Annotated in this window: 19 protein-coding genes; 8 read left to right on the forward strand and 11 right to left on the reverse strand. The window is 50.2% G+C overall.

Annotated features, from left to right (window positions below):
- Nucleotides 1-12 precede the first annotated feature (12 nt).
- On the forward strand, nt 13-2,010 hold the full coding sequence (gene tkt, locus LVQ76_RS17865) for a transketolase (RefSeq protein WP_232922176.1): 1,998 nt from the start codon (nt 13-15) through the stop codon (nt 2,008-2,010).
- A 148-nt stretch (nt 2,011-2,158) separates the two neighbouring features.
- Here tkt and LVQ76_RS17870 read toward each other — a convergent pair whose 3' ends face one another.
- From LVQ76_RS17870 to aegA, 8 genes are all read right to left on the reverse strand, one after another.
- The gene (locus tag LVQ76_RS17870; RefSeq protein ID WP_232866701.1) at nt 2,159-3,202 is read right to left on the reverse strand and encodes a DUF1176 domain-containing protein; all 1,044 of its coding nucleotides are present in this window, start codon (nt 3,200-3,202) and stop codon (nt 2,159-2,161) included.
- A gap of 272 nt (nt 3,203-3,474) precedes the next feature.
- The gene (gene nudK, locus LVQ76_RS17875; protein ID WP_232922177.1) at nt 3,475-4,050 is read right to left on the reverse strand and encodes a GDP-mannose pyrophosphatase NudK; all 576 of its coding nucleotides are present in this window, start codon (nt 4,048-4,050) and stop codon (nt 3,475-3,477) included.
- A 203-nt stretch (nt 4,051-4,253) separates the two neighbouring features.
- Complete coding sequence (gene napC, locus LVQ76_RS17880) at nt 4,254-4,856, reverse strand: cytochrome c-type protein NapC (protein WP_034459065.1); 603 nt, start codon at nt 4,854-4,856, stop codon at nt 4,254-4,256.
- 8 nt (nt 4,857-4,864) lie between these two features.
- Nucleotides 4,865-5,302, reverse strand: coding sequence for a nitrate reductase cytochrome c-type subunit (gene napB, locus LVQ76_RS17885; protein ID WP_151995217.1), 438 nt, complete (start codon nt 5,300-5,302; stop codon nt 4,865-4,867).
- Nucleotides 5,303-5,312: 10 nt separating this feature from the next.
- Nucleotides 5,313-7,799 carry a nitrate reductase catalytic subunit NapA gene (napA, locus tag LVQ76_RS17890; RefSeq protein ID WP_232922178.1) on the reverse strand — a complete coding sequence of 829 codons (2,487 nt, stop codon included), beginning with the start codon at nt 7,797-7,799 and terminating at the stop codon, nt 5,313-5,315.
- A complete protein-coding gene (gene napD / locus LVQ76_RS17895) occupies nt 7,796-8,059 on the reverse strand; it encodes a chaperone NapD (RefSeq protein ID WP_232866713.1) in 264 nt (87 codons plus the stop codon). The genes napA and napD overlap by 4 nt, the downstream gene beginning before the upstream one ends.
- Complete coding sequence (gene napF / locus LVQ76_RS17900) at nt 8,049-8,540, reverse strand: ferredoxin-type protein NapF (RefSeq protein ID WP_232866716.1); 492 nt, start codon at nt 8,538-8,540, stop codon at nt 8,049-8,051. Before napF ends, napD begins: the two co-directional genes overlap by 11 nt.
- A gap of 228 nt (nt 8,541-8,768) precedes the next feature.
- On the reverse strand, nt 8,769-10,766 hold the full coding sequence (gene aegA, locus LVQ76_RS17905) for a formate-dependent uric acid utilization protein AegA (protein ID WP_232922179.1): 1,998 nt from the start codon (nt 10,764-10,766) through the stop codon (nt 8,769-8,771).
- A 324-nt stretch (nt 10,767-11,090) separates the two neighbouring features.
- Between aegA and narQ the strand changes: the two genes are divergently transcribed.
- The 3 genes from narQ (at nt 11,091) to acrD (ending at nt 16,736) form a co-directional block, all read left to right on the forward strand.
- Nucleotides 11,091-12,806, forward strand: coding sequence for a nitrate/nitrite two-component system sensor histidine kinase NarQ (gene narQ / locus LVQ76_RS17910; RefSeq protein ID WP_232922180.1), 1,716 nt, complete (start codon nt 11,091-11,093; stop codon nt 12,804-12,806).
- Nucleotides 12,807-12,838: 32 nt separating this feature from the next.
- A complete protein-coding gene (gene narP, locus LVQ76_RS17915; RefSeq protein ID WP_232922181.1) occupies nt 12,839-13,483 on the forward strand; it encodes a nitrate/nitrite response regulator protein NarP in 645 nt (214 codons plus the stop codon).
- A 136-nt stretch (nt 13,484-13,619) separates the two neighbouring features.
- On the forward strand, nt 13,620-16,736 hold the full coding sequence (gene acrD / locus LVQ76_RS17920; protein WP_232905001.1) for a multidrug efflux RND transporter permease AcrD: 3,117 nt from the start codon (nt 13,620-13,622) through the stop codon (nt 16,734-16,736).
- A 100-nt stretch (nt 16,737-16,836) separates the two neighbouring features.
- Here acrD and ypfM read toward each other — a convergent pair whose 3' ends face one another.
- On the reverse strand, nt 16,837-16,896 hold the full coding sequence (gene ypfM, locus LVQ76_RS17925) for a protein YpfM (RefSeq protein WP_087867655.1): 60 nt from the start codon (nt 16,894-16,896) through the stop codon (nt 16,837-16,839).
- 411 nt (nt 16,897-17,307) lie between these two features.
- Between ypfM and LVQ76_RS17930 the strand changes: the two genes are divergently transcribed.
- The 3 genes from LVQ76_RS17930 (at nt 17,308) to LVQ76_RS17940 (ending at nt 19,148) form a co-directional block, all read left to right on the forward strand.
- Entirely contained in the window at nt 17,308-17,664 is a 357-nt protein-coding gene (locus LVQ76_RS17930) for an ArsC family reductase (protein ID WP_232922182.1), read from the forward strand.
- A 4-nt stretch (nt 17,665-17,668) separates the two neighbouring features.
- Nucleotides 17,669-18,796 carry a succinyl-diaminopimelate desuccinylase gene (gene dapE / locus LVQ76_RS17935; RefSeq protein ID WP_034459089.1) on the forward strand — a complete coding sequence of 376 codons (1,128 nt, stop codon included), beginning with the start codon at nt 17,669-17,671 and terminating at the stop codon, nt 18,794-18,796.
- Between the two features lie 160 nt (nt 18,797-18,956).
- Nucleotides 18,957-19,148 carry a YpfN family protein gene (locus tag LVQ76_RS17940; RefSeq protein ID WP_034459091.1) on the forward strand — a complete coding sequence of 64 codons (192 nt, stop codon included), beginning with the start codon at nt 18,957-18,959 and terminating at the stop codon, nt 19,146-19,148.
- Nucleotides 19,149-19,323: 175 nt separating this feature from the next.
- Here LVQ76_RS17940 and LVQ76_RS17945 read toward each other — a convergent pair whose 3' ends face one another.
- A complete protein-coding gene (locus tag LVQ76_RS17945; RefSeq protein WP_154152421.1) occupies nt 19,324-19,842 on the reverse strand; it encodes a phosphoribosyltransferase in 519 nt (172 codons plus the stop codon).
- Nucleotides 19,843-20,161: 319 nt separating this feature from the next.
- Between LVQ76_RS17945 and LVQ76_RS17950 the strand changes: the two genes are divergently transcribed.
- Complete coding sequence (locus LVQ76_RS17950) at nt 20,162-20,962, forward strand: Cof-type HAD-IIB family hydrolase (protein WP_232922183.1); 801 nt, start codon at nt 20,162-20,164, stop codon at nt 20,960-20,962.
- A gap of 62 nt (nt 20,963-21,024) precedes the next feature.
- On the opposite strand, the gene LVQ76_RS17955 is transcribed toward LVQ76_RS17950, so the two are convergent.
- On the reverse strand, nt 21,025-21,789 hold the full coding sequence (locus LVQ76_RS17955; protein WP_232866740.1) for a DeoR/GlpR family DNA-binding transcription regulator: 765 nt from the start codon (nt 21,787-21,789) through the stop codon (nt 21,025-21,027).
- Nucleotides 21,790-21,796 lie beyond the last annotated feature (7 nt).

Genomic DNA, 21,796 nt, shown 5'->3' on the forward strand with positions numbered 1-21,796 from the left:
ACGGAGTGAAACATGTCATCTCGTAAAGAGCTTGCTAATGCCATTCGTGCCCTGAGTATGGACGCGGTACAAAAAGCGAATTCGGGCCACCCTGGCGCACCGATGGGGATGGCAGATATTGCCGAAGTGTTATGGAACGAATTCCTGCACCACAACCCGACGAACCCCACATGGGCTGACCGTGACCGCTTTATTCTCTCTAACGGCCACGCCTCGATGTTGCTCTACAGCCTGTTGCATCTGAGCGGGTATGACTTGCCGATGGAAGAGTTAAAAAACTTCCGTCAGCTTCACTCCAAAACCCCCGGCCATCCGGAAATTGGTTATACACCCGGTGTTGAAACCACCACCGGGCCGCTTGGCCAGGGGTTAGCAAATGCGGTCGGCATGGCGATTGCTGAACGCACGTTAGGGGCGCAATTTAACCGTCCCGACCATGAAATTGTCGATCACTTTACCTACGTATTTATGGGGGATGGCTGCCTGATGGAAGGCATCTCTCATGAAGTGTGCTCGCTTGCCGGCACCCTCGGTCTTGGCAAGCTTATCGGCTTCTATGACCACAACGGCATCTCAATTGATGGTGAAACTAAAGGCTGGTTTACCGACGACACCGCGAAACGCTTCGAGGCTTATCACTGGCATGTGGTGCATGAAATTGATGGCCACGACCCGGAAGCAGTGAAGAAAGCGATTCAAGAAGCGCAAAGTGTGAAAGATAAACCGTCACTGATTATCTGCCGCACCATCATTGGCTTTGGCTCGCCAAACAAAGCGGGCAAAGAAGAGGCCCATGGCGCGGCACTCGGCGAGCAGGAAGTGGCTCTCGCCCGTAAACAACTGGGCTGGAACTACCCGGCGTTTGAAATCCCGAAAGAGATTTATCAAGCCTGGGATGCCAAAGAAAAAGGCGAGAAAGCAGAAACGTCGTGGAACGATAAGTTTGCCGCTTACGCCAAAGCTCACCCAGAACTAGCCGCTGAGTTTAACCGCCGCATGCACGGTGAAATGCCGGAGGATTGGCAGGAACTCACTCAGCAGTACATTGAAAAATTGCAGGCCAACCCAGAGAAAATTGCCACCCGTAAGGCCTCACAAAACACGTTAAATGCCTATGGCCCAAGCCTGCCTGAATTGCTCGGCGGCTCGGCTGACTTAGCACCAAGTAACCTGACCATCTGGAAAGAATCCAAATCTATCAAAGAGGATCTCGCCGGGAATTACATTCACTACGGCGTGCGCGAATTCGGTATGACCGCCATCGCTAATGGGATTGCCCATCACGGTGGATTTGTGCCATACACCGCGACATTCCTGATGTTTGTGGAATATGCGAGAAATGCCGCACGAATGGCGGCGCTGATGAAAGCGCGGCAAATTATGGTTTATACCCACGATTCCATCGGCCTTGGCGAAGATGGCCCAACCCATCAGGCGGTAGAACAACTCGCCAGCCTGCGTATGACGCCAAACTTCAGTACCTGGCGCCCGTGCGATCAGGTTGAAGCTGCTGTAGCCTGGAAAGCGGCAATCGAGCGGCACAACGGCCCAACGGCACTCATTCTTTCGCGCCAGAACCTCGCACAAATGGAACGCACGCCGGAGCAAGTCAAAGCGATTAGCCGTGGTGGTTATGTTCTGAAAGACGGCGGCGGTACGCCAGATGTGATTCTGATAGCCACAGGATCGGAGATGGAAATCACTGTGCTGGCGGCAGATAAACTCACAGCCGAAGGCCACAAAGTACGCGTGGTTTCACTGCCTTCGACCGATATTTTTGATGCTCAGGACGAAGAGTATCGCGAGTCGGTATTACCTTCAGATATTGCTGCGCGAGTGGCAGTAGAGGCTGGTATTGCGGATTACTGGTACAAATATGTCGGCCTGAAAGGCGCGATTGTTGGTATGACGACTTACGGTGAATCAGCGCCTGCTGACAAGCTATTCCCGTTCTTTGGCTTTACCACCGAGAATGTGGTGGCGAAGGCGAAAAAGGTATTGGGTGTTTAATCTTCTTAGAGAAAATTGACGGTAATCCCCTAAATAATTCGAGTTGCAGAAAGGCGGCAAAGGAGTGAATCCCCAGGAGCTTACACAAGTAAGTGACTGGGGTGAACGAAAGCAGCCAACGCATCTGCAGCTTGAAGTATGACGGGGATTATTTGGTGACCCAGAGTGTGGGCCACGACGCATTGCTGTTCCACGCATCACACGTCGGCTCTTCCGCATAACGCACCAGGCGAAAACGCTGGCCATCAAAACGCCAGCGTGTCGCCACACCGCAGTCGCCCACTCCGCGCCCTTTGGCCAACGTCGTCAGCTCTTTGTTAGTTTCGTCATAACCCGCGTTCATCAGCTCAAGCTCGGTGGTTCCGCTTCCCGGTGTAAACGGCAGTTTTAAGCGAATCTGCCGGGCGGCAAAGGGCTTCTGGCGCGACACAACCCAGGCGAGATCTACCACGTTGTAAGCGCCCGCTTCACAACCGGTCATTAGCAAGGCTTTATCATCACTGAGCGCAAACACACGCACTTCGCGGCGAGCGGGATCGAGCGAACACTGGCTGTTGTTCATGCGCCAGGTGCCGTAATCGAGCAGGTCGCTGAGTTCTGGTTGCGTGAGTGGCGTCGGAGTGGGGTTAGTCAGCGCGACTTCTTTAAGTGCAGGCGCTGGCGGCACGCTCAGCGGCGGATCGTCACCTTTCTTAATCCAGGCGGTTTCACTTCCCACGCGCTGCTGTTGACTATCAATAAACAGCATTGAGGCTTTCAGGCCCGCAAGCGAAATATTTCCCTGCCCTTTCGCCAGCGTAATCGCATCGGCGTTGGCGACTTTTTCGAGGAAAGTGTTAATCGCGTCGGCATCACTGGTTTTGAGATGGTGCGGTGTTTCCTGCCATTTCGCTAAGTCCAGCGTCAACGGTTCACCATCAACAAGCAGGCGCGGCGCAATTGGCGGCGCTTTAGGTTCTGCGATGGTCATATTACCGAAATCAATTCTCAGCGTTGCATCAGTACGCGCACCCGCACTGCGGGTTAGCGTCATGACTAATCCTTGATGCAGCCCAGTGTTACGGGCCGCACAAAAATTTTGGTTGTTGCAGGTAACTTGCCAGTCGGAGAAAGACTTTTGTGCAGGTGCCGCGAAAACAGAGCTCGCTATAAAGAATAAAAAGAGAAACAGCGATTTGATCCGCAAAGACATTGGCGACACGTATCCTGAGAAGACGAAGAGAATTTAATGTATACCCAAAATAATTCGAGTTGCATCACGGCGGCAAGGGAACAAGTCCCAGGGAGCTTACATAAGTAAGTGACCTGGGTGAGTGAGCGCAGCCAACAAAGAGGCAACTTGAAGTATGACGGGTATACAAAATATGGCGATATCTTCGTCTGGTTAACGTTTGTGCTCAATCAGAATTATCGGATAGATTTACTTAAAATCGCCTATCCGTAATTCATTGAATAACAATGTTTTTAGTTCATGATTCCGCGTAATTGCAGCTGTTGTAACAGAATAACTGTTTTTCCGTCACGAATTTCACCTGTTGATACCATTTCCATAGCGCGGGTAAACGGTAATTCGAGCACGTCGATGTCTTCATCATCAATGCCACCACCGGCGTTTTCACGCTGGGCATCGCTGTATTCGGCCATGTAAAAGTGAATCAGCTCGGTCACACCGCCTGGCGACATATACAGCTCAAAGACTTTTTCGACTTCCCCTACTTCGTAGCCGGTTTCTTCGATAGCTTCTTTGCGGGCGCAAACTTCCGGTTCATCGGCATCCAGCAAACCGGCACAGGTTTCAATCAACATGCCGTCAGCATTACCGTTAACCCACGTAGCCACGCGGAACTGACGCGTCAGCACAACGGTGTTTTTATCGCGGTTATACAGCAGCATGGTTGCTCCGTTACCCCGGTCATAGACTTCACGTTTGTGGCGAATAGCTTCGGCTTCGTTACGGTATAGATCGTAGGTGATATTGCGCAGGATGAAGTAATTATCTGAGAGGATTTTATCTTTGATGACTTCGATTTTAATCGACATACCGTCTCCACAGTGAGTTAGGGGAGCCGATAATCATATTCCGCTAAATACTTTTTGTCTTCTGGTTATGAAACGAGATTACCCTAAATAATTCGAGGTGCAGGCAGGCGGCAAGGCCGTAAGTCCCCAGGAGCATAGATAACTATGTGACTGGGGCGCACGGGTGCAGCCAACACACCTGCAACTCGAAGTATGACGGGTAATCAAAAACCGTTTTTTACTTCACTCATGTCGGGCAGCTTATGCGCAATCCCCTTGTGGCAATCCACGCAGGTTTGCCCATCTTTGACCGCTTTATCATGCATCTTTGCCGCGACGGTTTTCTGAGCGGTGAAATCCATGAAATCAAAGTTATGGCAGTTTCGGCACTCTTGCGAGTTGTTGTTCTTCATTCGCCGCCACTCGTTTTGCGCCATCGCCAGGCGGTGGTCATCAAACTTTTGCGGCGTGTCGATTAAGCCAAACGCTTTGGCATACAACTCTTTGCTGGCCTGAATTTTACGTAAAATTTTAGGTCCCCATTCGTGGGGAACGTGGCAGTCCGGGCAGGTAGCCCGCACGCCGCTGCGGTTATTGTAGTGCACCGTCTGCATATATTCTTCGTAGACGTTGGCACGCATTTCATGGCAACCGATACAGAACTCCTCGCGGTTGGTCATCTCCATGCCGGTGTTAAAACCGCCCCAGAAAATAATCCCACCAGCGAAACCAATCAGCAGTAATGTGCCCAGCGCCAGGCGGCTCGGGCGACGCCACCACTGCCATATGCGCTTGATGATTCCGGGTTTACGGGTTGATTTATCCATAATGACCTCTAGTTCCCAAAACCTTTAGACGGCGTGAATGTGTTTTCAACAATCGGCGCTGCATCGGTTTGAGGGACATGGCATTGCAGGCAGAAGTAACGACGCGGTGCCACATTAGAAAGCACGTTGCCGTCGCTATCCATAAAGTGTGTGGGACTAACACGCGGCGCCCCCGTGGTGCGGTAATGTTCGACACCGTGGCATTGCAGACAACGGTTGGTGTTTTTGGAAACCTGGTAGCCGTCAACACTATGCGGAATCATTGGCGGCTGGTTTACGTAGTTCAGCGCCATACGCCCCTGCTGTTTCGGCATTTTGACTGAGCCTTCCGGCGTGCCGGAAACTTCTGGTGACTGCGTGAGATCAACGCTGTTCGCCGCCCACAATGCGCCACTGACCAAAAACACCAACGCCGTCATCCATTTGAATAACATTTTCTTGTTCATGATATCCCCCTTACACCTTCGCCAGTTTTACAGCGCATTTCTTATAATCCGTCTCTTTCGAAAGTGGGTCGGTTGCGTCCAGCGTCAGGTTGTTCACCAGTTGCGCTGCATCGAAGAACGGCATGTACACCAGCCCCTGCGGCGGTTTGTTGCGACCGCGTGTTTCGACAATCGAAATCACTTCGCCACGACGGGAGATAACTTTCACTTTGTCACCACGACGCAAATCACGCGCTTTGGCATCAAGCGGATGGATGAACAAAACAGCTTCCGGGAAGGCACGATGCAATTCCGGTACGCGGCGCGTCATGCTGCCGGTATGCCAGTGTTCCAGCACGCGTCCTGTTGACAGCCACAGGTCATACTCCTGGTCCGGAGACTCCGCCGCAGGCTCAAATGGCAACGCGAAGATCACTGCTTTGCCATCTGGTTTACCATAGAACTTGAAGCCCTCACCCGCTTTCACATATGGGTCGTGACCTTCGCTGTAGCGCCAGAGCGTCTCTTTACCGTCGACCACCGGCCAGCGCAGGCCGCGCGCTTTGTGGTAATCATCAAACGGAGCGAGATCGTGCCCGTGACCACGGCCAAATGCGGCGTACTCCTCGAACAACCCTTTTTGCAGGTAGAAACCTAACTCGTGGGATTCGTCATTTAACTGCCCTTCAGCCAGTTCGGTGACCGGGAATTTGCTCACGTTTGAATTCGCAAACAGCACGTCAAACAGCGTTTTGCCCCGGTATTCCGGTTTTTGAACGACCAGTTCCGCAGGCCACACGTCTTCAACTTTGAAGCGTTTCGCAAACTGCACGAGCTGCCAGAGATCCGATTTTGCCTCACCCGGTGCCTTGACCTGCTGGCGCCAGAACTGCGTGCGGCGTTCGGCGTTGCCGTAAGCGCCCTCTTTTTCCACCCACATTGCGGTTGGTAGGATCAGATCCGCGCTCAGTGCGCTGATCGTCGGGTACGGATCGGAAACGATGATGAAGTTACGCGGATCGCGCCAGCCCGGCATACGCTCTTCGGTAATGTTCGGCCCGGCCTGCATGTTGTTGTTACACATCACCCAGTAAACGTTGAGCTTGCCATCTTTCAGCGCGCGGTCCTGGGCCACGGCATGTAAACCCACTTTTGCCGGGATGGTGCCTGCTGGCAACTGCCACATGTTTTCGGTGATTTGGCGATGCTTCTCGTTCGTCACCACCATGTCGGCTGGCAGTCGGTGAGAGAAAGTGCCCACTTCACGCGCAGTTCCGCACGCCGATGGTTGGCCGGTTAAGGAGAATGGTCCGCAGCCTGGCTGAGAAATTTTGCCGGTCAGCAAGTGGATGTTGTAAACGAGGTTGTTGGCCCACACACCGCGTGAATGCTGGTTAAAGCCCATCGTCCAGTAAGAAATCACTTTCTTATTCGGGTCGGCGTACAGCTTCGCCAGCGCTTCAAGTTGATCTATTGGCACGCCGCTCATTTCGGCGGTTTTTTCCAGCGTGTATTCCGCAACGAACGCTTTGTAATCTTCAAAGCTCATCGGCTCTGAAGCGTCAGAACCTGGGTTTTTCGCCGCTTTTTCTAACGGATGCGTCGGACGCAAACCGTAACCGATATCCGTCACGCCTTTACGCAGATTCACATGCTGCTTAAAGAAGGATTCGTTTATCGCGTTGTTCTGAATGATGTAGTTGGCGATATAGTTCAAAATCGCCAGGTCAGTTTGTGGCGTGAACACCATGCCGTTATCTGCCAACTCAAAACTACGATGTTGGAAGGTAGAAAGAACGGCGACTTCAACGTTTTCATTCGACAAGCGGCGGTTGGTGATGCGCGACCATAAAACCGGGTGCATCTCGGCCATGTTCGAACCCCACAGCACGAACGCGTCGCCCTGCTCGATATCGTCGTAGCAGCCCATCGGCTCGTCCATGCCGAAAGTACGCATGAAGCCCACAACAGCTGAAGCCATGCAGTGGCGTGCGTTCGGGTCAAGGTTGTTGGAACGAAAACCGGCTTTGAATAATTTAGAAGCGGCATAACCTTCCCACACCGTCCACTGGCCGGAGCCAAACATGCCGACCGCTTCCGGCCCTTTCTCTTTCAGGCTGGTCTTGAATTTTTGCTCCATGATGTCGAATGCCTGATCCCAGGTGATGGGAGCAAACTCACCTTCTTTATCATACTGCCCGTCTTTCATGCGCAACAGCGGCTGCGTGAGGCGGTCTTTTCCGTACATGATTTTTGGCAGGAAGTAGCCTTTGATGCAGTTCAGGCCACGGTTAACCGGCGCATCCGGGTCGCCCTGGCTTGCAACAACTCGCCCGTCCTGGGTACCGACTAATACGCCACAACCGGTGCCACAAAAACGGCATGGGGCTTTATCCCATTTAATGGCATCTTGCTTACCGACAACTGCTCGCGCAACGCTCGGTACGCTAAGGCCAGCGGCGGCCGCCGCGGCTGCAATAGCGTTCGCTTTCATAAAGCTACGACGACTGAGTTTCATGGTGTTTCCTCACCTTGCTCATCCTGCTGGTGATAAACCAGCGACACCGCCAGCACGCCCGCAATATTGCGTGCCGACTCGATTTGATTCAGCAGCACGTCACTACGTTCTGCTTCCATAACTACGACCAATTTGCCGTGTTCAGCATCACTTGCCGCGACTTCGCTACCAGGTAGTTCGTTTAATGCGGCACTGACCGCGAGAATATTGTGTGGTTGCGCCTGAACGACCAGGCCTGCGACATGCCAGTTAGCTCGCATTTGCGTGCCTCATCTTGATGGCTGAAACCGGACAACCCGATATACATGCCCCGCAAGCGGTGCAATCGGTGTGATTGAGCAGAGGTTGTGCGATACCCTGCAAAGAAGGGCGAAATGAAATAGCCTGCGTGTCGCAGGTGTCCTGGCAGCTACGGCATTCGATGCTGTTTTTGGCCAGGCAGTTATCGCCAATCGACAGCGTGTGTTCCCACGGGGAAACGTCACGCGCCAGGAAGAGTTGTTCCGGGCAAGCTTGTGCGCAGGCGTAGCAAAAAGTGCATTCACCGTGATCAAAGTTAACTTCGGGGTAGCCGCCCTGGCCGCGTTTCAGGACACGGGTTTCGCAGGCCGACAAGCAGGTATCGCAGCGAGTGCAATCCACAAGGAAATGGTTTTCATCTCCGCTCCAGGGTGGGCGGAAAGCAGTTGCGGAGCGTCGAAAGCTCCCGGTCAATAATCCACGTCGGGAAAAATCAGCCATAAGGCACATCCTTGCATCACAAATGCCGCCTTCGCAGTGCAGAAGACGGCAAACACATCTGTGTTATCTCCGTAATTTTCTACGGGTTTTTATAGAGTGATACGTTATGTGACAAAGGGGGAGTAGAGGCATCACCCTTTAGGGGTAAATACAGGGGTAGGATCAAAAAGGAATTCGGTTTGTAAAACAAACACTCACCCCGACTCACAGACGGGGTGAGATTAACGTCTAATTAAGGCATTGGGGTTGGACTTCAAGATATTCCATGATCCCTGCAGCAGCATGACGCCCTTCCGCCATCGCCGTGACAACCAGATCAGCACCACGGACCGCATCACCACCAGCAAAGATTTTTGGGTTGCTGGTCTGATAGCGTAATTTATCTTCAACGCTGGCAAGGATCCTCCCCCAGCTATCAAGCTTCACACCGTGCTCTTCAAGCCATGGCATACCATGAGGGTGGAAGCCAAATGCCATAATTACAGCATCGGCTGGCATGATAAATTCAGAGCCTTCAATCGGTTCCGGACGACGGCGACCTTGCTCGTCTGGCTCGCCCATTTGGGTGCGCAGCATACGGATGCCCATCACTTGCCCACTGTCATCCAGTTCAATATTCAGCGGCTGCACATTGAACTCAAACATCGCCCCTTCTTCCCGCGCGTTTTTGACCTCTTTTTTTGAACCCGGCATGTTGGCTTCATCACGGCGATAGGCACAAGTGACTTGCTGCGCGCCATGTCGCAAAGAAGTGCGCACGCAGTCCATCGCAGTATCACCGCCACCGAGCACCACCACTTGTTTATCCGCCATATTGATATACGGCTCGTCAGGCAACTCTGGTAATCCCATCACCTGTTTAGTGTTAGCAATCAGGAACGGCAGCGCATCGTAAACACCCGGCGCATCTTCGTTCGGCAATCCAGCTTTCATTGAACGATAAGTCCCAACGCCAACAAACACCGCGTCAAAATCAGCCAACACCTGTTGTAGAGAAATGTCGCGGCCAATCTCGGTATTGAGTTTGAATTCAATACCCATCGAACTGAAGATTTCACGGCGACGACTTAACAGCGATTTATCCAGCTTGAATGCGGGAATACCAAACGTGAGCAGCCCGCCGATTTCAGGATGGCGGTCGAACACTGTGGCTTTAATCCCATTGCGCGCCAGAATATCCGCGCAGGCAAGGCCGGCAGGCCCAGCACCAATCACGGCAACGCGGCGACTAGTTGGTTTGACATAAGAAAGATCCGGCGTCCAGCCGCTGGCAAAGGCTTTATCGGAAATATAACGCTCGATATTGCCGATAGTGACCGCACCATATTCATCTTTGAGGGTACAGGCACTTTCACATAAACGGTCTTGTGGACACACACGCCCAGTCACTTCTGGCAGGCAGTTTGTCTGGTGCGAAAGCTCCACAGCTTCCAGAATGCGCCCCTCTTTGACCAGTTCAATCCAATGCGGGATATGGTTATGCAGCGGGCAAGTCCACTCGCAAATGCTGTGCTCGCCACATTTCATGCAGCGGTCAGCCTGGTTTTCAGCCTGGTTTTTATCAAAGGTGAGATAGATTTCATCAAAACCTGTTTTGCGCAAAACCAGGTCAATTTTATCAGGGTCCTGCCGTGCAGGAGTGGCGCGCATTTTTTCTACTTTACTTAAATCAGCACTCAGAGAAAGCTGCGGTGCTGTTTGCTGCGCGGTGGTATGCCACGGCTGAGATTCCTGAGCCGCCGAGCGTAAACGCCGGTTTTTTGCCAGGGCGGCAAGCGTCTCGCTATTAATTAATTTCAGCGCCTTGCTGGGACAATTTTCCACGCAAGCCGGGCCATTTTTACGGTCATGGCATAAGTCGCATTTATGGGCATTGGCTTTAACAGAGCGCCCATCATTAATCGGAGTGGTGAGAACCTGCATCGCACCAAACGGGCACGCTACCACACAGGATTTACAGCCAATACACTTGTGTTGATTAACCTGAACACTGTCATTAATGCGTGAAATAGCTTCGTTGGGGCAACTGCTTGCACACGGAGCATCTTCGCAATGACGGCAAGTTACCGCATTGCGCCTTCCCTGATGTTTAATAACAGAGATCCGTGGCTGAAATTGTTGGGTGGTCAGAACATGCTTTTCATCATTGTGAGCCATTACGCAGGCGATTTCGCATGCATGACAACCGATACATTGCTGTGCATTGGCAAGAACAAAACGATTCATTTTTACCCCTTTGCCCGTTATCACAAACAGGAGGCTATTTTTTATGGGGGTATGTTATGACCTGGCAAAGTCTTCGCTGGCAATGGTCATTTGCCCAGTTTGCTGCGAAATCTGCCAATAACCTGGTAAGGATCAATTTATTTTCGTGTTTAATGAAACATCGTTTTGCACTAGCTTGTTGTGCAAAGGTTACATTTCTGGTGTGCACTAGTTAATTCTGTAAATTTGTTTTGGAAGGAATGCCGAAATATAGCCAACAAGAATGACTGACATCTTACGTTTCTGATACGTTTCGCTCTCAACTATTTCGATGGGTTATTATAAGTGATAGTAAAACGCTCGCTCTCCACGAGCCTTGCCCGAGCTTTCTTTTACATTATTCTGCTATCGCTGCTTTCAACAGGCATCGCGATGTTAACCCTTGCCAGCAGTTTGCGTGATGCCGAAGCGATTAACGTCGCAGGTTCGTTACGTATGCAGAGCTATCGCCTGGGATATGATTTGCAGGGCGACCGCATCAATCTGGACAAACATCTTGAGCAGTACAGCCAGTCACTGCGCTCTCCAGCCTTGCTTAAAATTGAAAAATTCTGGGTTCCTGCTGAAGTCCGTAACCGTTTCGCAGTGATTAACCATGCCTGGTCTGATATGGAAAACCATATTCGCAAGGGCGATTTGCAGTGGTACAAGGCCAACATTACTGGCTATGTGGCGCAAATTGACCTGTTTGTCCTCGCCCTTCAACATTATGCCGAACGCAAAATGATGCAGGTGGTAATAGCTTCAGTGGTGGGTTTTATTGCCATTTTCACGTTGGTCTTTTTCACCTTACGCCGCTTTCGCCACCAGGTTGTGGCACCTCTGAACAAACTAATGGAAGCAAGTCGCACTATTGAACGCGGTGAGTTTGATTACCCGCCGCTAAACACACAACTACCAAATGAACTGGGTTTGTTGGCACATACTTTCACGCGCATGTCAGGCGAGTTACATAAACTTTATCGCTCACTTGAAGAGAGCGTGCAGGAAAAAACGCTGGACCTGCAGGAAGCCAATCAGACGCTGGAAGTGCTATATGCCTGCTCACAAGCCCTGACGGTCAGTACCATTGATCAGCACTGTTTTGAACGAGTGTTGCAGCAGGTACGCCAGAAAACACCGGTCAATTATCTGGAGATGAAAACGGGTGAAAACTGGAAAATACAGGAAGGCGTTCAACACGATAAGCAAGCATGGCAAACATTGCCGATCGTGCTTGAGAATAAAGAATTAGGTTTGCTCCGCTGGCAGGCTCCAGAAGGTGTTCCGCCGCTGCCATTAATGCAAAGTCTGGCAAATATGTTGGGCCGTGGCCTCTATTTCAACCAGGCGCAAAAACATTATCAGCAATTGTTGCTGATGGAAGAGCGCGCGACGATTGCCCGGGAATTACACGACTCGTTAGCGCAAGTGCTCTCTTATTTACGTATCCAACTCACGTTACTCAAACGTGCGGTACCAGCAGAAAATCAGCCTGCGCAGCGCATTATTGGCGATTTTTCCCAAGCGCTGAACGATGCCTACCGCCAGTTACGTGAGCTATTAACGACCTTCCGCCTGACACTTCAGCAAGCCGATTTACCTTCCGCATTGCAGGAGATGATTGCCCCGCTGCGCAACCAGACTGAAGCCGTTATTACCATGGATTGCGACATACCCACTCAGGCGCTGGATGCCTCACAACAGGTACATTTGCTGCAAATTATCCGTGAAGGCGTTTTAAACGCGATTAAACACGCGCAAGCACATAAAATATCCGTAAGCTGTAATACATCGGTATCAGGGATTCATTCTGTGAATATTCTTGATGACGGAACTGGAATAGCCAGTCTGACGGAACCCGAAGGTCATTACGGCTTAAATATTATGCACGAACGCGCCACACGGTTAGGTGGCGAGCTGACTATTTCCCGCCCAGCGGAAGGCGGGACGTTGATTACGATGACTTTTCGTTCGCCGCCATCAGACCTGGCAACGCGCGAAACGCCGGTGAACCTATAACGATAATAATGTGAACAATATTGGGAGTTGTGATGAGTGAGAAAAATGTCTGCCAGGTATTAATCGTCGATGATCATCCGTTAATGCGTCGTGGCATCCGTCAGTTGCTGGAAATGGACGACAGTTTTAGCGTAGTAGGTGAAGCAAGCAGCGGCGCAGAAGCCATTAGCCTTGCGAATCGCCTGACCCCTGACCTGATTTTGCTCGATCTGAATATGAAAGGTTTGAGCGGGTTAGACACGTTAAACGCCCTGCGCCGTGATGGCGTCAGTGCGCGTATCGTGGTGCTGACAGTTTCAGATTCCCGCAGTGATATTTTCACCCTGATAGATGCCGGAGCAGACGGTTATTTGCTCAAAGACAGCGACCCGGACGTGCTGCTGGAAGATATCCGTCGTGGTGCAACCGAAGGCGAAGCCTACAGCGAGCAAGTGGCTGAATATATACGCACCCGCAGCACTGATAAACGTAGTGACGATCCTTTTGCGGTCTTAACCGAACGTGAGTTGGATGTATTACAAGAAGTCGCTAAGGGTTTGTCAAACAAACAGATTGCGTCGGATCTGCATATTTCCGAAGAGACGGTGAAAGTGCATATCCGCAATTTGCTGCGCAAACTCCAGGTGCGATCTCGTGTCGCGGCAACGGTGTTGTTCCTTGAAAGCAGAGGCTTCTGAAGCCTCGCCATACCACAGAGAGCGAAGATAATTTACAATATCTCCTCAATTTCTCCACGTTTGGACTTGCCGTTAAGGCTACAGTGACGACTATCTCAATAATCACAATCTGAAGTACTGACGAGGTTCTGACTGAATGGCGAATTTCTTTATTAATCGCCCCATTTTTGCCTGGGTGCTGGCCATTATTTTGTGTCTCACCGGCGCGCTGGCAATTTTTTCACTTCCCGTAGAACAATACCCCGACCTCGCACCGCCAAATGTGCGTATCACTGCAAATTACCCAGGTGCGTCTGCACAAACGCTGGAAAATACGGTTACTCAGGTTATCGAGCAGAATATGACCGGGCTGGACAACATGATGTATATGTCCTCCCAAAGTAGCAGCACCGGTCAGGCGACGATTACGCTGAGCTTTAAAGCCGGAACCGATCCAGACGAAGCAGTGCAGCAGGTGCAAAACCAGTTGCAATCTGCATTACGTAAATTGCCGCAGGCCGTGCAAACCCAGGGCGTAACGGTTAGAAAAACCGGCGATACCAACATTCTAATGGTGGCGTTTGTGTCTACCGACGGCAGCATGGATAAGCAAGATATCGCGGACTACGTCGCCAGTAATATTCAGGATCCTATAAGCCGTATTAACGGCGTAGGTGATGTGGATGCCTACGGTTCGCAATATTCAATGCGTATCTGGCTCGACCCGACCAAACTCACCAGTTTCCAGATGACCACGCAGGATGTGGTGGATGCGATTAAATCGCAGAATGCACAAATTGCGGTCGGGCAGCTAGGTGGAACGCCTTCTGTCGATATGCAGGCGCTGAACGCCACCGTTAATTCTCAGTCACTGCTGCAAACGCCGCAGCAATTCAAAGACATTACGCTGCGTGTAAATCAGGATGGATCTCTGGTTTCGCTGGGTGATGTTGCAGAAGTTGAACTAGGTGCCGAGAAGTACGACTTCCTGAGCCGTTATAACGGGCAAGCAGCGTCAGGCCTGGGAATTAAACTCGCCTCGGGCGCGAACGAGATGGAAACTGATAAACTCGCCCGCGCAAAAATTGAAGAATTATCGCAGTACTTCCCTCATGGCCTGGAAGCGAAGATTGCTTACGAAACCACGCCTTTTGTGAAAGCCTCGATTACTGATGTAGTGAAAACTCTGCTGGAAGCCATCCTACTGGTGTTCCTCGTCATGTATCTTTTCTTACAGAACTTCAGAGCGACGTTAATTCCGACTATCGCCGTGCCGGTAGTATTATTGGGTACCTTCTCCGTCCTGTATGCGTTTGGCTACAGCATTAACACCCTGACGATGTTTGCCATGGTTCTGGCTATCGGTTTGTTAGTTGACGACGCCATCGTGGTGGTCGAAAACGTTGAACGCATCATGAGTGAGGAAGGGTTATCACCCAAAGAAGCGACCCGAAAATCAATGGGCCAGATTCAAGGTGCGTTGGTTGGGATTGCAATGGTGCTGTCAGCGGTGTTTGTACCGATGGCATTTTTTGGCGGCACCACTGGGGCGATATACCGCCAGTTCTCGATAACCATCGTTTCCGCGATGGTGCTATCGGTATTGGTGGCAATGATTCTGACGCCCGCATTGTGTGCCACCATTCTCAAGCCATTGCATAAAGGTGAACATCACGGCCAGAAAGGTTTCTTTGGCTGGTTTAACCGCATGTTTAACCGCAATGCACAGCGCTATGAATCTGCTGTCGGCAAAATTCTGGCGCACAGTCTGCGCTGGATCCTGATTTATGTGCTGCTGATTGGCGGCATGGTGTTCCTGTTCCTGCGCCTGCCAACCTCTTTCCTGCCGCTGGAAGATCAGGGTGTATTCACCACTTCAATACAATTGCCGAGCGGCTCTACGCAGCAGCAAACTACCAAAGTGGTGGAAAAGCTTGAGCAGTATTATCTGACCAAAGAGAAAGATAACGTACTGTCGGTGTTTGCCACTATAGGCTCCGGCCCCGGCGGTAACGGGCAAAACGTGGCGCGCATGTTTGTACGCCTGAAAGACTGGGATGTACGTGACCCGAATACCGCCAGTTCTTTTGCCATTATCGAACGGGCAACAAAAGCCTTCCGTGATATTAAAGAAGCACGTGTGATAGCCAGCAGCCCACCGGCCATCAGCGGTTTAGGTAACGCAGCTGGGTTTGATATGGAATTGCAAGACCACGCAGGTGCCGGGCACGATGCGCTCATGCAGGCGCGCGATCAGTTACTGGATATGGCGAGCGATGAAAAACTGCTGACTCGCGTGCGTCACAACGGTTTAGACGATAGCCCGCAAATGCAGATCGATATCGACCAACGAAAAGCGCAAGCATTGGGGGTATCCATTGACGATATCAATAACACGCTGCAAACCGCCTGGGGTTCCAGCTACGTGAACGATTTTATGGATCGTGGCCGCGTGAAAAAAGTGTATGTGCAGGCAGGAGCGAAATATCGCATGCTGCCGGAAGACATTAACCAGTGGTATGTGCGTAACAAAGACGGTGGAATGGTGCCCTTCTCTGCTTTTGCCAGCTCGCACTGGGAAACAGGGTCACCACGCCTCGAACGTTATAACGGTTATTCAGCTTTGGAAATTGTCGGTGAAGCAGCACCTGGTGTAAGTACCGGGACCGCGATGCAGGTGATGGAAACCTTGGTGCAAAAGCTGCCAACAGGTTTTGGCCTGGAATGGACCGGTATGTCTTACCAGGAACGGTTATCAGGCGCGCAGGCTCCGGCGCTATACGCCATCTCTCTATTAGTGGTGTTCCTGTGCCTGGCGGCACTTTATGAAAGCTGGTCAGTGCCATTCTCAGTGATGCTGGTTGTTCCGTTGGGGGTAGTTGGTGCACTGCTGGCAACCTGGATGCGCGGGCTGGAAAACGACGTATATTTCCAGGTGGGGCTGTTAACGGTTATAGGATTGGCGGCCAAGAACGCCATTCTGATTGTTGAGTTCGCCAACGATATGAATGCCCAGGGCCGCGAACTGGTTGCCGCGACGCTTGACGCCTGCCGCCAACGTTTACGCCCGATATTGATGACATCCCTGGCGTTTATCTTCGGCGTGTTGCCAATGGCCACCAGCAGCGGTGCGGGTTCTGGTAGCCAGCATGCGGTGGGTACCGGGGTGATGGGGGGGATGATTTCAGCGACCGTGCTGGCGATATTCTTCGTGCCATTGTTCTTTGTGCTGGTGCGCAGAAGATTCCCGCTCAAGGAACATTCAGATAGCTAACCAACAAAAAAGCGACCTTAAAGGGGTCGCTTTTTGTATGGCTCAAAGGATATTGAGAATAAGAACATCATGTTCCCGTTGTATTTTTTACCCGGTTAGATCATTTACGAAGCATATCTTCAATGAAATCTTTCCAGTTCCCTAGTTCGTGCTCAATCATAACCGCCTCTCTTATAATTGCTTTAATTATACGTAATCCCTTCCATGGAGTGAAGCGGCATTACTTTGCAGCTTCACTGGCTATCTATCATCAAATATTGAGAGTCGACTGCGTATGGACTTAATTATTAGCTCAATAGGTATTTAATAATGTGACGAAACACTTGAAATAAAATGTTTCAGTTACTCAGCAGCTCTGCAAGCCACGAAAATAGGACTTTTCGTAGCAATCAAAGACTCTGAACTCTCTACACGCCAAACTGCGATAAATTAATCAAAGCAGAAAAAGAATCTCTATTACCTAACTTTTAGATTAGCAATTGAGTTATATTTTTCCTTGCAACTTTTTTATCATTTTATTTATTCTAAATTCCTGCATAAATAATCACTGCCAAAAATAAGGATTTAACCCGTGATAATTCTCTACGGTATTAAAAACTGCGACACCATCAAGAAAGCACGCCGCTGGTTGGAGACTCAAGGTGTGGAATATCAATTCCATGACTATCGTGTAGATGGGTTAGATGCCGAATTATTGAATAGTTTTATTGCCGAATTAGGTTGGGAAGCACTGCTGAATACGCGAGGAACGACCTGGCGCAAACTCGACGAAGCACATCGCGCAAGTATTACTGACGCCCAAACTGCAGCAGCGCTAATGCTCGAAATGCCAGCAATCATCAAACGCCCATTGCTCTACGCGCCCGGTCAGCCTATGCTGCTGGGTTTCAATGAATCGAACTATACGATGTTTATCAACGAGGTGTAGAGCTATGTCTTGCCCGGTTATTGAGCTGACGCAACAGCTTATCCGCCGCCCTTCTCTTAGCCCTGACGACGCTGGCTGCCAGGCGCTGATGATTGAGCGACTACGTGCCATTGGTTTCACTATCGAGCACATGGATTTTGGCGACACGCAAAACTTCTGGGCATGGAGAGGAAAAGGCGAAACGCTGGCGTTTGCTGGCCATACCGACGTCGTGCCTTCAGGTGATGCTGACCGTTGGATTAATCCTCCGTTTGAACCGACTATCCGTGATGGCATGCTTTTTGGTCGTGGTGCTGCAGATATGAAAGGGTCGCTTGCCGCGATGGTGGTTGCTGCAGAACGTTTTGTGGCACAGAACCCGCGCCATAAAGGCCGCCTTGCATTTCTCATCACGTCTGATGAAGAAGCCAGTGCCAAAAATGGCACTGTGAAAGTAGTCGAAACATTAATGGCACGCCATGAAAGGCTCGATTACTGCCTGGTTGGTGAACCTTCCAGCACTGAAGTTGTAGGCGATGTGGTGAAAAACGGCCGCCGTGGCTCGTTGACCTGTAACCTGACCGTTCACGGTGTGCAGGGGCACGTTGCTTACCCGCATCTGGCTGATAACCCTGTTCATCGTGCAGCACCAATGCTGAATGAGCTGGTCAATATTGAGTGGGACAAAGGTAACGAGTTCTTCCCTGCCACCAGCATGCAGATTGCCAACGTTCAGGCCGGCACCGGCAGTAATAACGTAATTCCAGGCGATCTGTATGTGCAGTTCAACTTCCGCTTCAGCACCGAACTGACTGATGAAGACATCAAGCAACGCGTTATTGCCCTGCTCGATAAGTATGAATTGCGTTATACCCTCGACTGGTGGCTTTCCGGCCAACCGTTCCTTACGTCACGCGGGAAGCTGGTCGATGCGGTAGTGAATGCAGTTGAGCACTATAATGAGATCAGACCGCAACTGTTGACCACCGGTGGCACATCCGATGGGCGCTTTATCGCACGCATGGGGGCGCAGGTGGTGGAACTTGGACCAGTGAACGCGACTATTCATAAAATTAATGAGTGTGTTAACGCCGCTGACCTGCAAATGTTGGCCCGTATGTATCAACGCATTATGGAGCAGCTTGTCGCCTGACAGGCCGCAATAAACATCAATCATAGCCAGATTAATTGGCGTTGTGGCAAGGCAGCCAGGCAGCTTCTCCCGATGCGCTTACTTGAGTAAGTGATTCGGGGAAATGAGTGCAGCAAGCGCCGCCACAACGTCAAGTAACAAGGCGAAAGAGGTTATACGCATGGAATGGCTATCGCATTATTGGTGGATCATCGTACTGGTGCTGCTTCTGGGCATTTTCCTTAATGTGATTAAGGATCTGAAGCGTATTGATCCGAAGAAATATATGGCGAATAAACCTGAGCTTCCTCCTCATCGTGACTTTAACGATAAGTGGGATGACGAAGACGATTTCCCAAAGAAAAAGCCCTAACTGACAAATGAGCGGGGCATTCCCGCTTTTCAAAATGCTGATAGTAATGGCGACCGGCCTTCGGCCGCCATGATGAAGAACGAGCATTCTCTGCCGAACCCCTGCAGTTTTCTGGCATCCAGGCCAGTATCTGAAAGCAAACAGCCAATAATAAGATAAGAGGTGCAGTCAAAACTTAACGTTTTAATTTGGCTACATAAGGCAGATTTCTGTACTTATTTTCCCATGGCATGCCATATCCAATCAATAAGTCATCATTTTCCATCTCATACGCATAATATTGTCTGACGGGGATATCTACCCGACCCGGTTTGACAAAAAGAACAGCTACGCAGACCGATTTTGGCGTGTAGTTTTCTAAGATAAATTGAACAAGACGCTTCATCGTTCCGCCTGACTCAATGGCATCATCGATGATGATGACATCCCGACCGCTGATATCTATATTCTGATGGAAAACTATCGCTGAATTATTATTTCTGTCGCCTGGAGTATGCGGGCAGGCAATATAATCCATATTAATATCAAACTCTAACTGCCGGGTCAGGTCCGCAGTGAAGAGGATCCCGCCCGGTACAACCGTAATAATGACTGCGTCATTAAAATGCTGGTTGAGTTGTGCAGCAACTTTCGTCACGCCCTCAGCAATAGCCGACTCACTAATTATGATTTCACCAACATGTTCATGTTTCATAAAAAATTTCTCTTTAGTTATCAGAGCAATCAACACATTCAGAATTTGTAAAACCCTTACTGACCAGACTCGTTACCCCGGCAAGCTCTTGCCCACTTATACCTCTAACAGCATATGTTCTGAAGATAAATCTATCACAAACTATCACCATGGCGATTTTTTAGATCTAAATATTGCACAAAAATACACCAACGAGCATCATCAAGCAGAGTTAGATCATCATAAAGTGTGCGTAATATCGCATAACCCAACATGCTTTGTGAGATTCGAATATCAACTGTCGTCGTCAAAAACTCCAACACATAGAGGCTCTGACCTAATGATTAAACTTATTATTACTGACCTGGATGGCACATTTCTGAATAGTGACGGAGATTATGACAGGGAGTTATTCATGGGGGTCAGCGCACTAATGGCTGCAAAGGGTGTTCACTTCGCAGCCTGTACCGGAAAACAGTGCGACAGAGTTGAGGAGTTGTTTGGAGGGTACAGCAGGAACCTGTGGATTGTGGGAGACAGTGCAACCCGAATCAAACACGACGGACAATTTGTTTATCAGTCACTGATCAAAAATGAGCTGGGCATACGCATCATTAATACCCTTCATGAAGTTAACTCTCAACATGTCATCATCGCCTGTACTTCAGAAGGGGCAGTGATCCGCGCTGACCTTGCGCAAAGGCTGAAGGATAAGGTACGAAATTCGTATTCCAGTATGATTGAAGTAGACGACCTGAGTGCGCTGACATCTGATTTTGTTAAAATTACAGTGTATGACGAGGAAGGTCATTGCCCACAGACTCGACCTCACCTGTCCACTTTCGAAAATGAAGTTTACATTGTGGTGTCAGAAGCGGCGTGGATTGATATTGCGGACTATGGTGTTCACAAAGGAACCACCATACAAAAGCTCCAGGAACTGCTTGGTGTCAGTAAGCACGAAACCATGGCTTTCGGCGATGGCTACAACGATATTGAGTTGCTCGCAATGGCCGAATACAGTTTTGCAATGCGCAATGCCTTCGAGGAAACCAAATCGGTTGCAAATTTTATCACTGGATATAATGACGCAAATGCAGTCCAGGAAACAATCAAACGAATGTTGGCTCTTCAGTCCTAACATCTGCTTGCGCAAGCCATCAGTGAAGGTTCACTCCAGCCTTCACTGATGTGGATTTGAGGCTAATCAACAATCTCGATGCGAAGATTTTCGCTACTGAAATCCTGTACTCGGGTTTCACGGCTCACCACGACAATATCAATAGCATCACAGGTAGCAACTTTGTATCTCGCCACCTGACACATTTTATCTGCAATGACCGCGGCAATAACTTCGTTACTCTGAGCGATGACTTCTTTTTTAAAACAGGCATCTTCGTAGTATACGGCTGTGAGCCCAGCCTGTGGGTCAAGGCCACAAACACCGATAAATGTCTGGTCAAAAATCATATTACGGACCTGGTTTACGGTATCTAAACCTAAAGTGCTCCCTGTTTTGGGACTCACCTTTCCTCCCAACAGAATCAACTCCCCTGACTGTCTACTGCTTAATGCAGAGGCAATTTGTGGCGAATTTGTCACGATGGTGAGTTCAAAAGTCTCAGGGATAAAATCCACCATCGCCAGATACGTTGAACCAGCGTCGATGAAAATACAGGTATCCGGCTTTATCAACTCAGCGCATCGTCTGGCAACATCTGACTTCTCAGAAACACTCTGTGCCACACGGGTTTCAAAGCTTGCTGATTGCTGAAGCTGACAGACAGCCCCTCCGTAGACTTTTTTACATAAACCTTTGCGGGCCAGAACCTGAAGATCACGGCGAATGGTATGTTCTGAAACACCGAGTTGGCGGGCAATATCGGCACCAATCACCCTGCCAGTTTTAGTAAGCATTTGATGAATAAGATCCTGCCGCTGCTCAGGGAAAGCATCATAATCGATCACGAAAAAC

The sequence above is a fragment of the Buttiauxella cochleicola genome (assembly GCF_021283185.1).
GTDB lineage: Bacteria > Pseudomonadota > Gammaproteobacteria > Enterobacterales > Enterobacteriaceae > Buttiauxella > Buttiauxella massiliensis.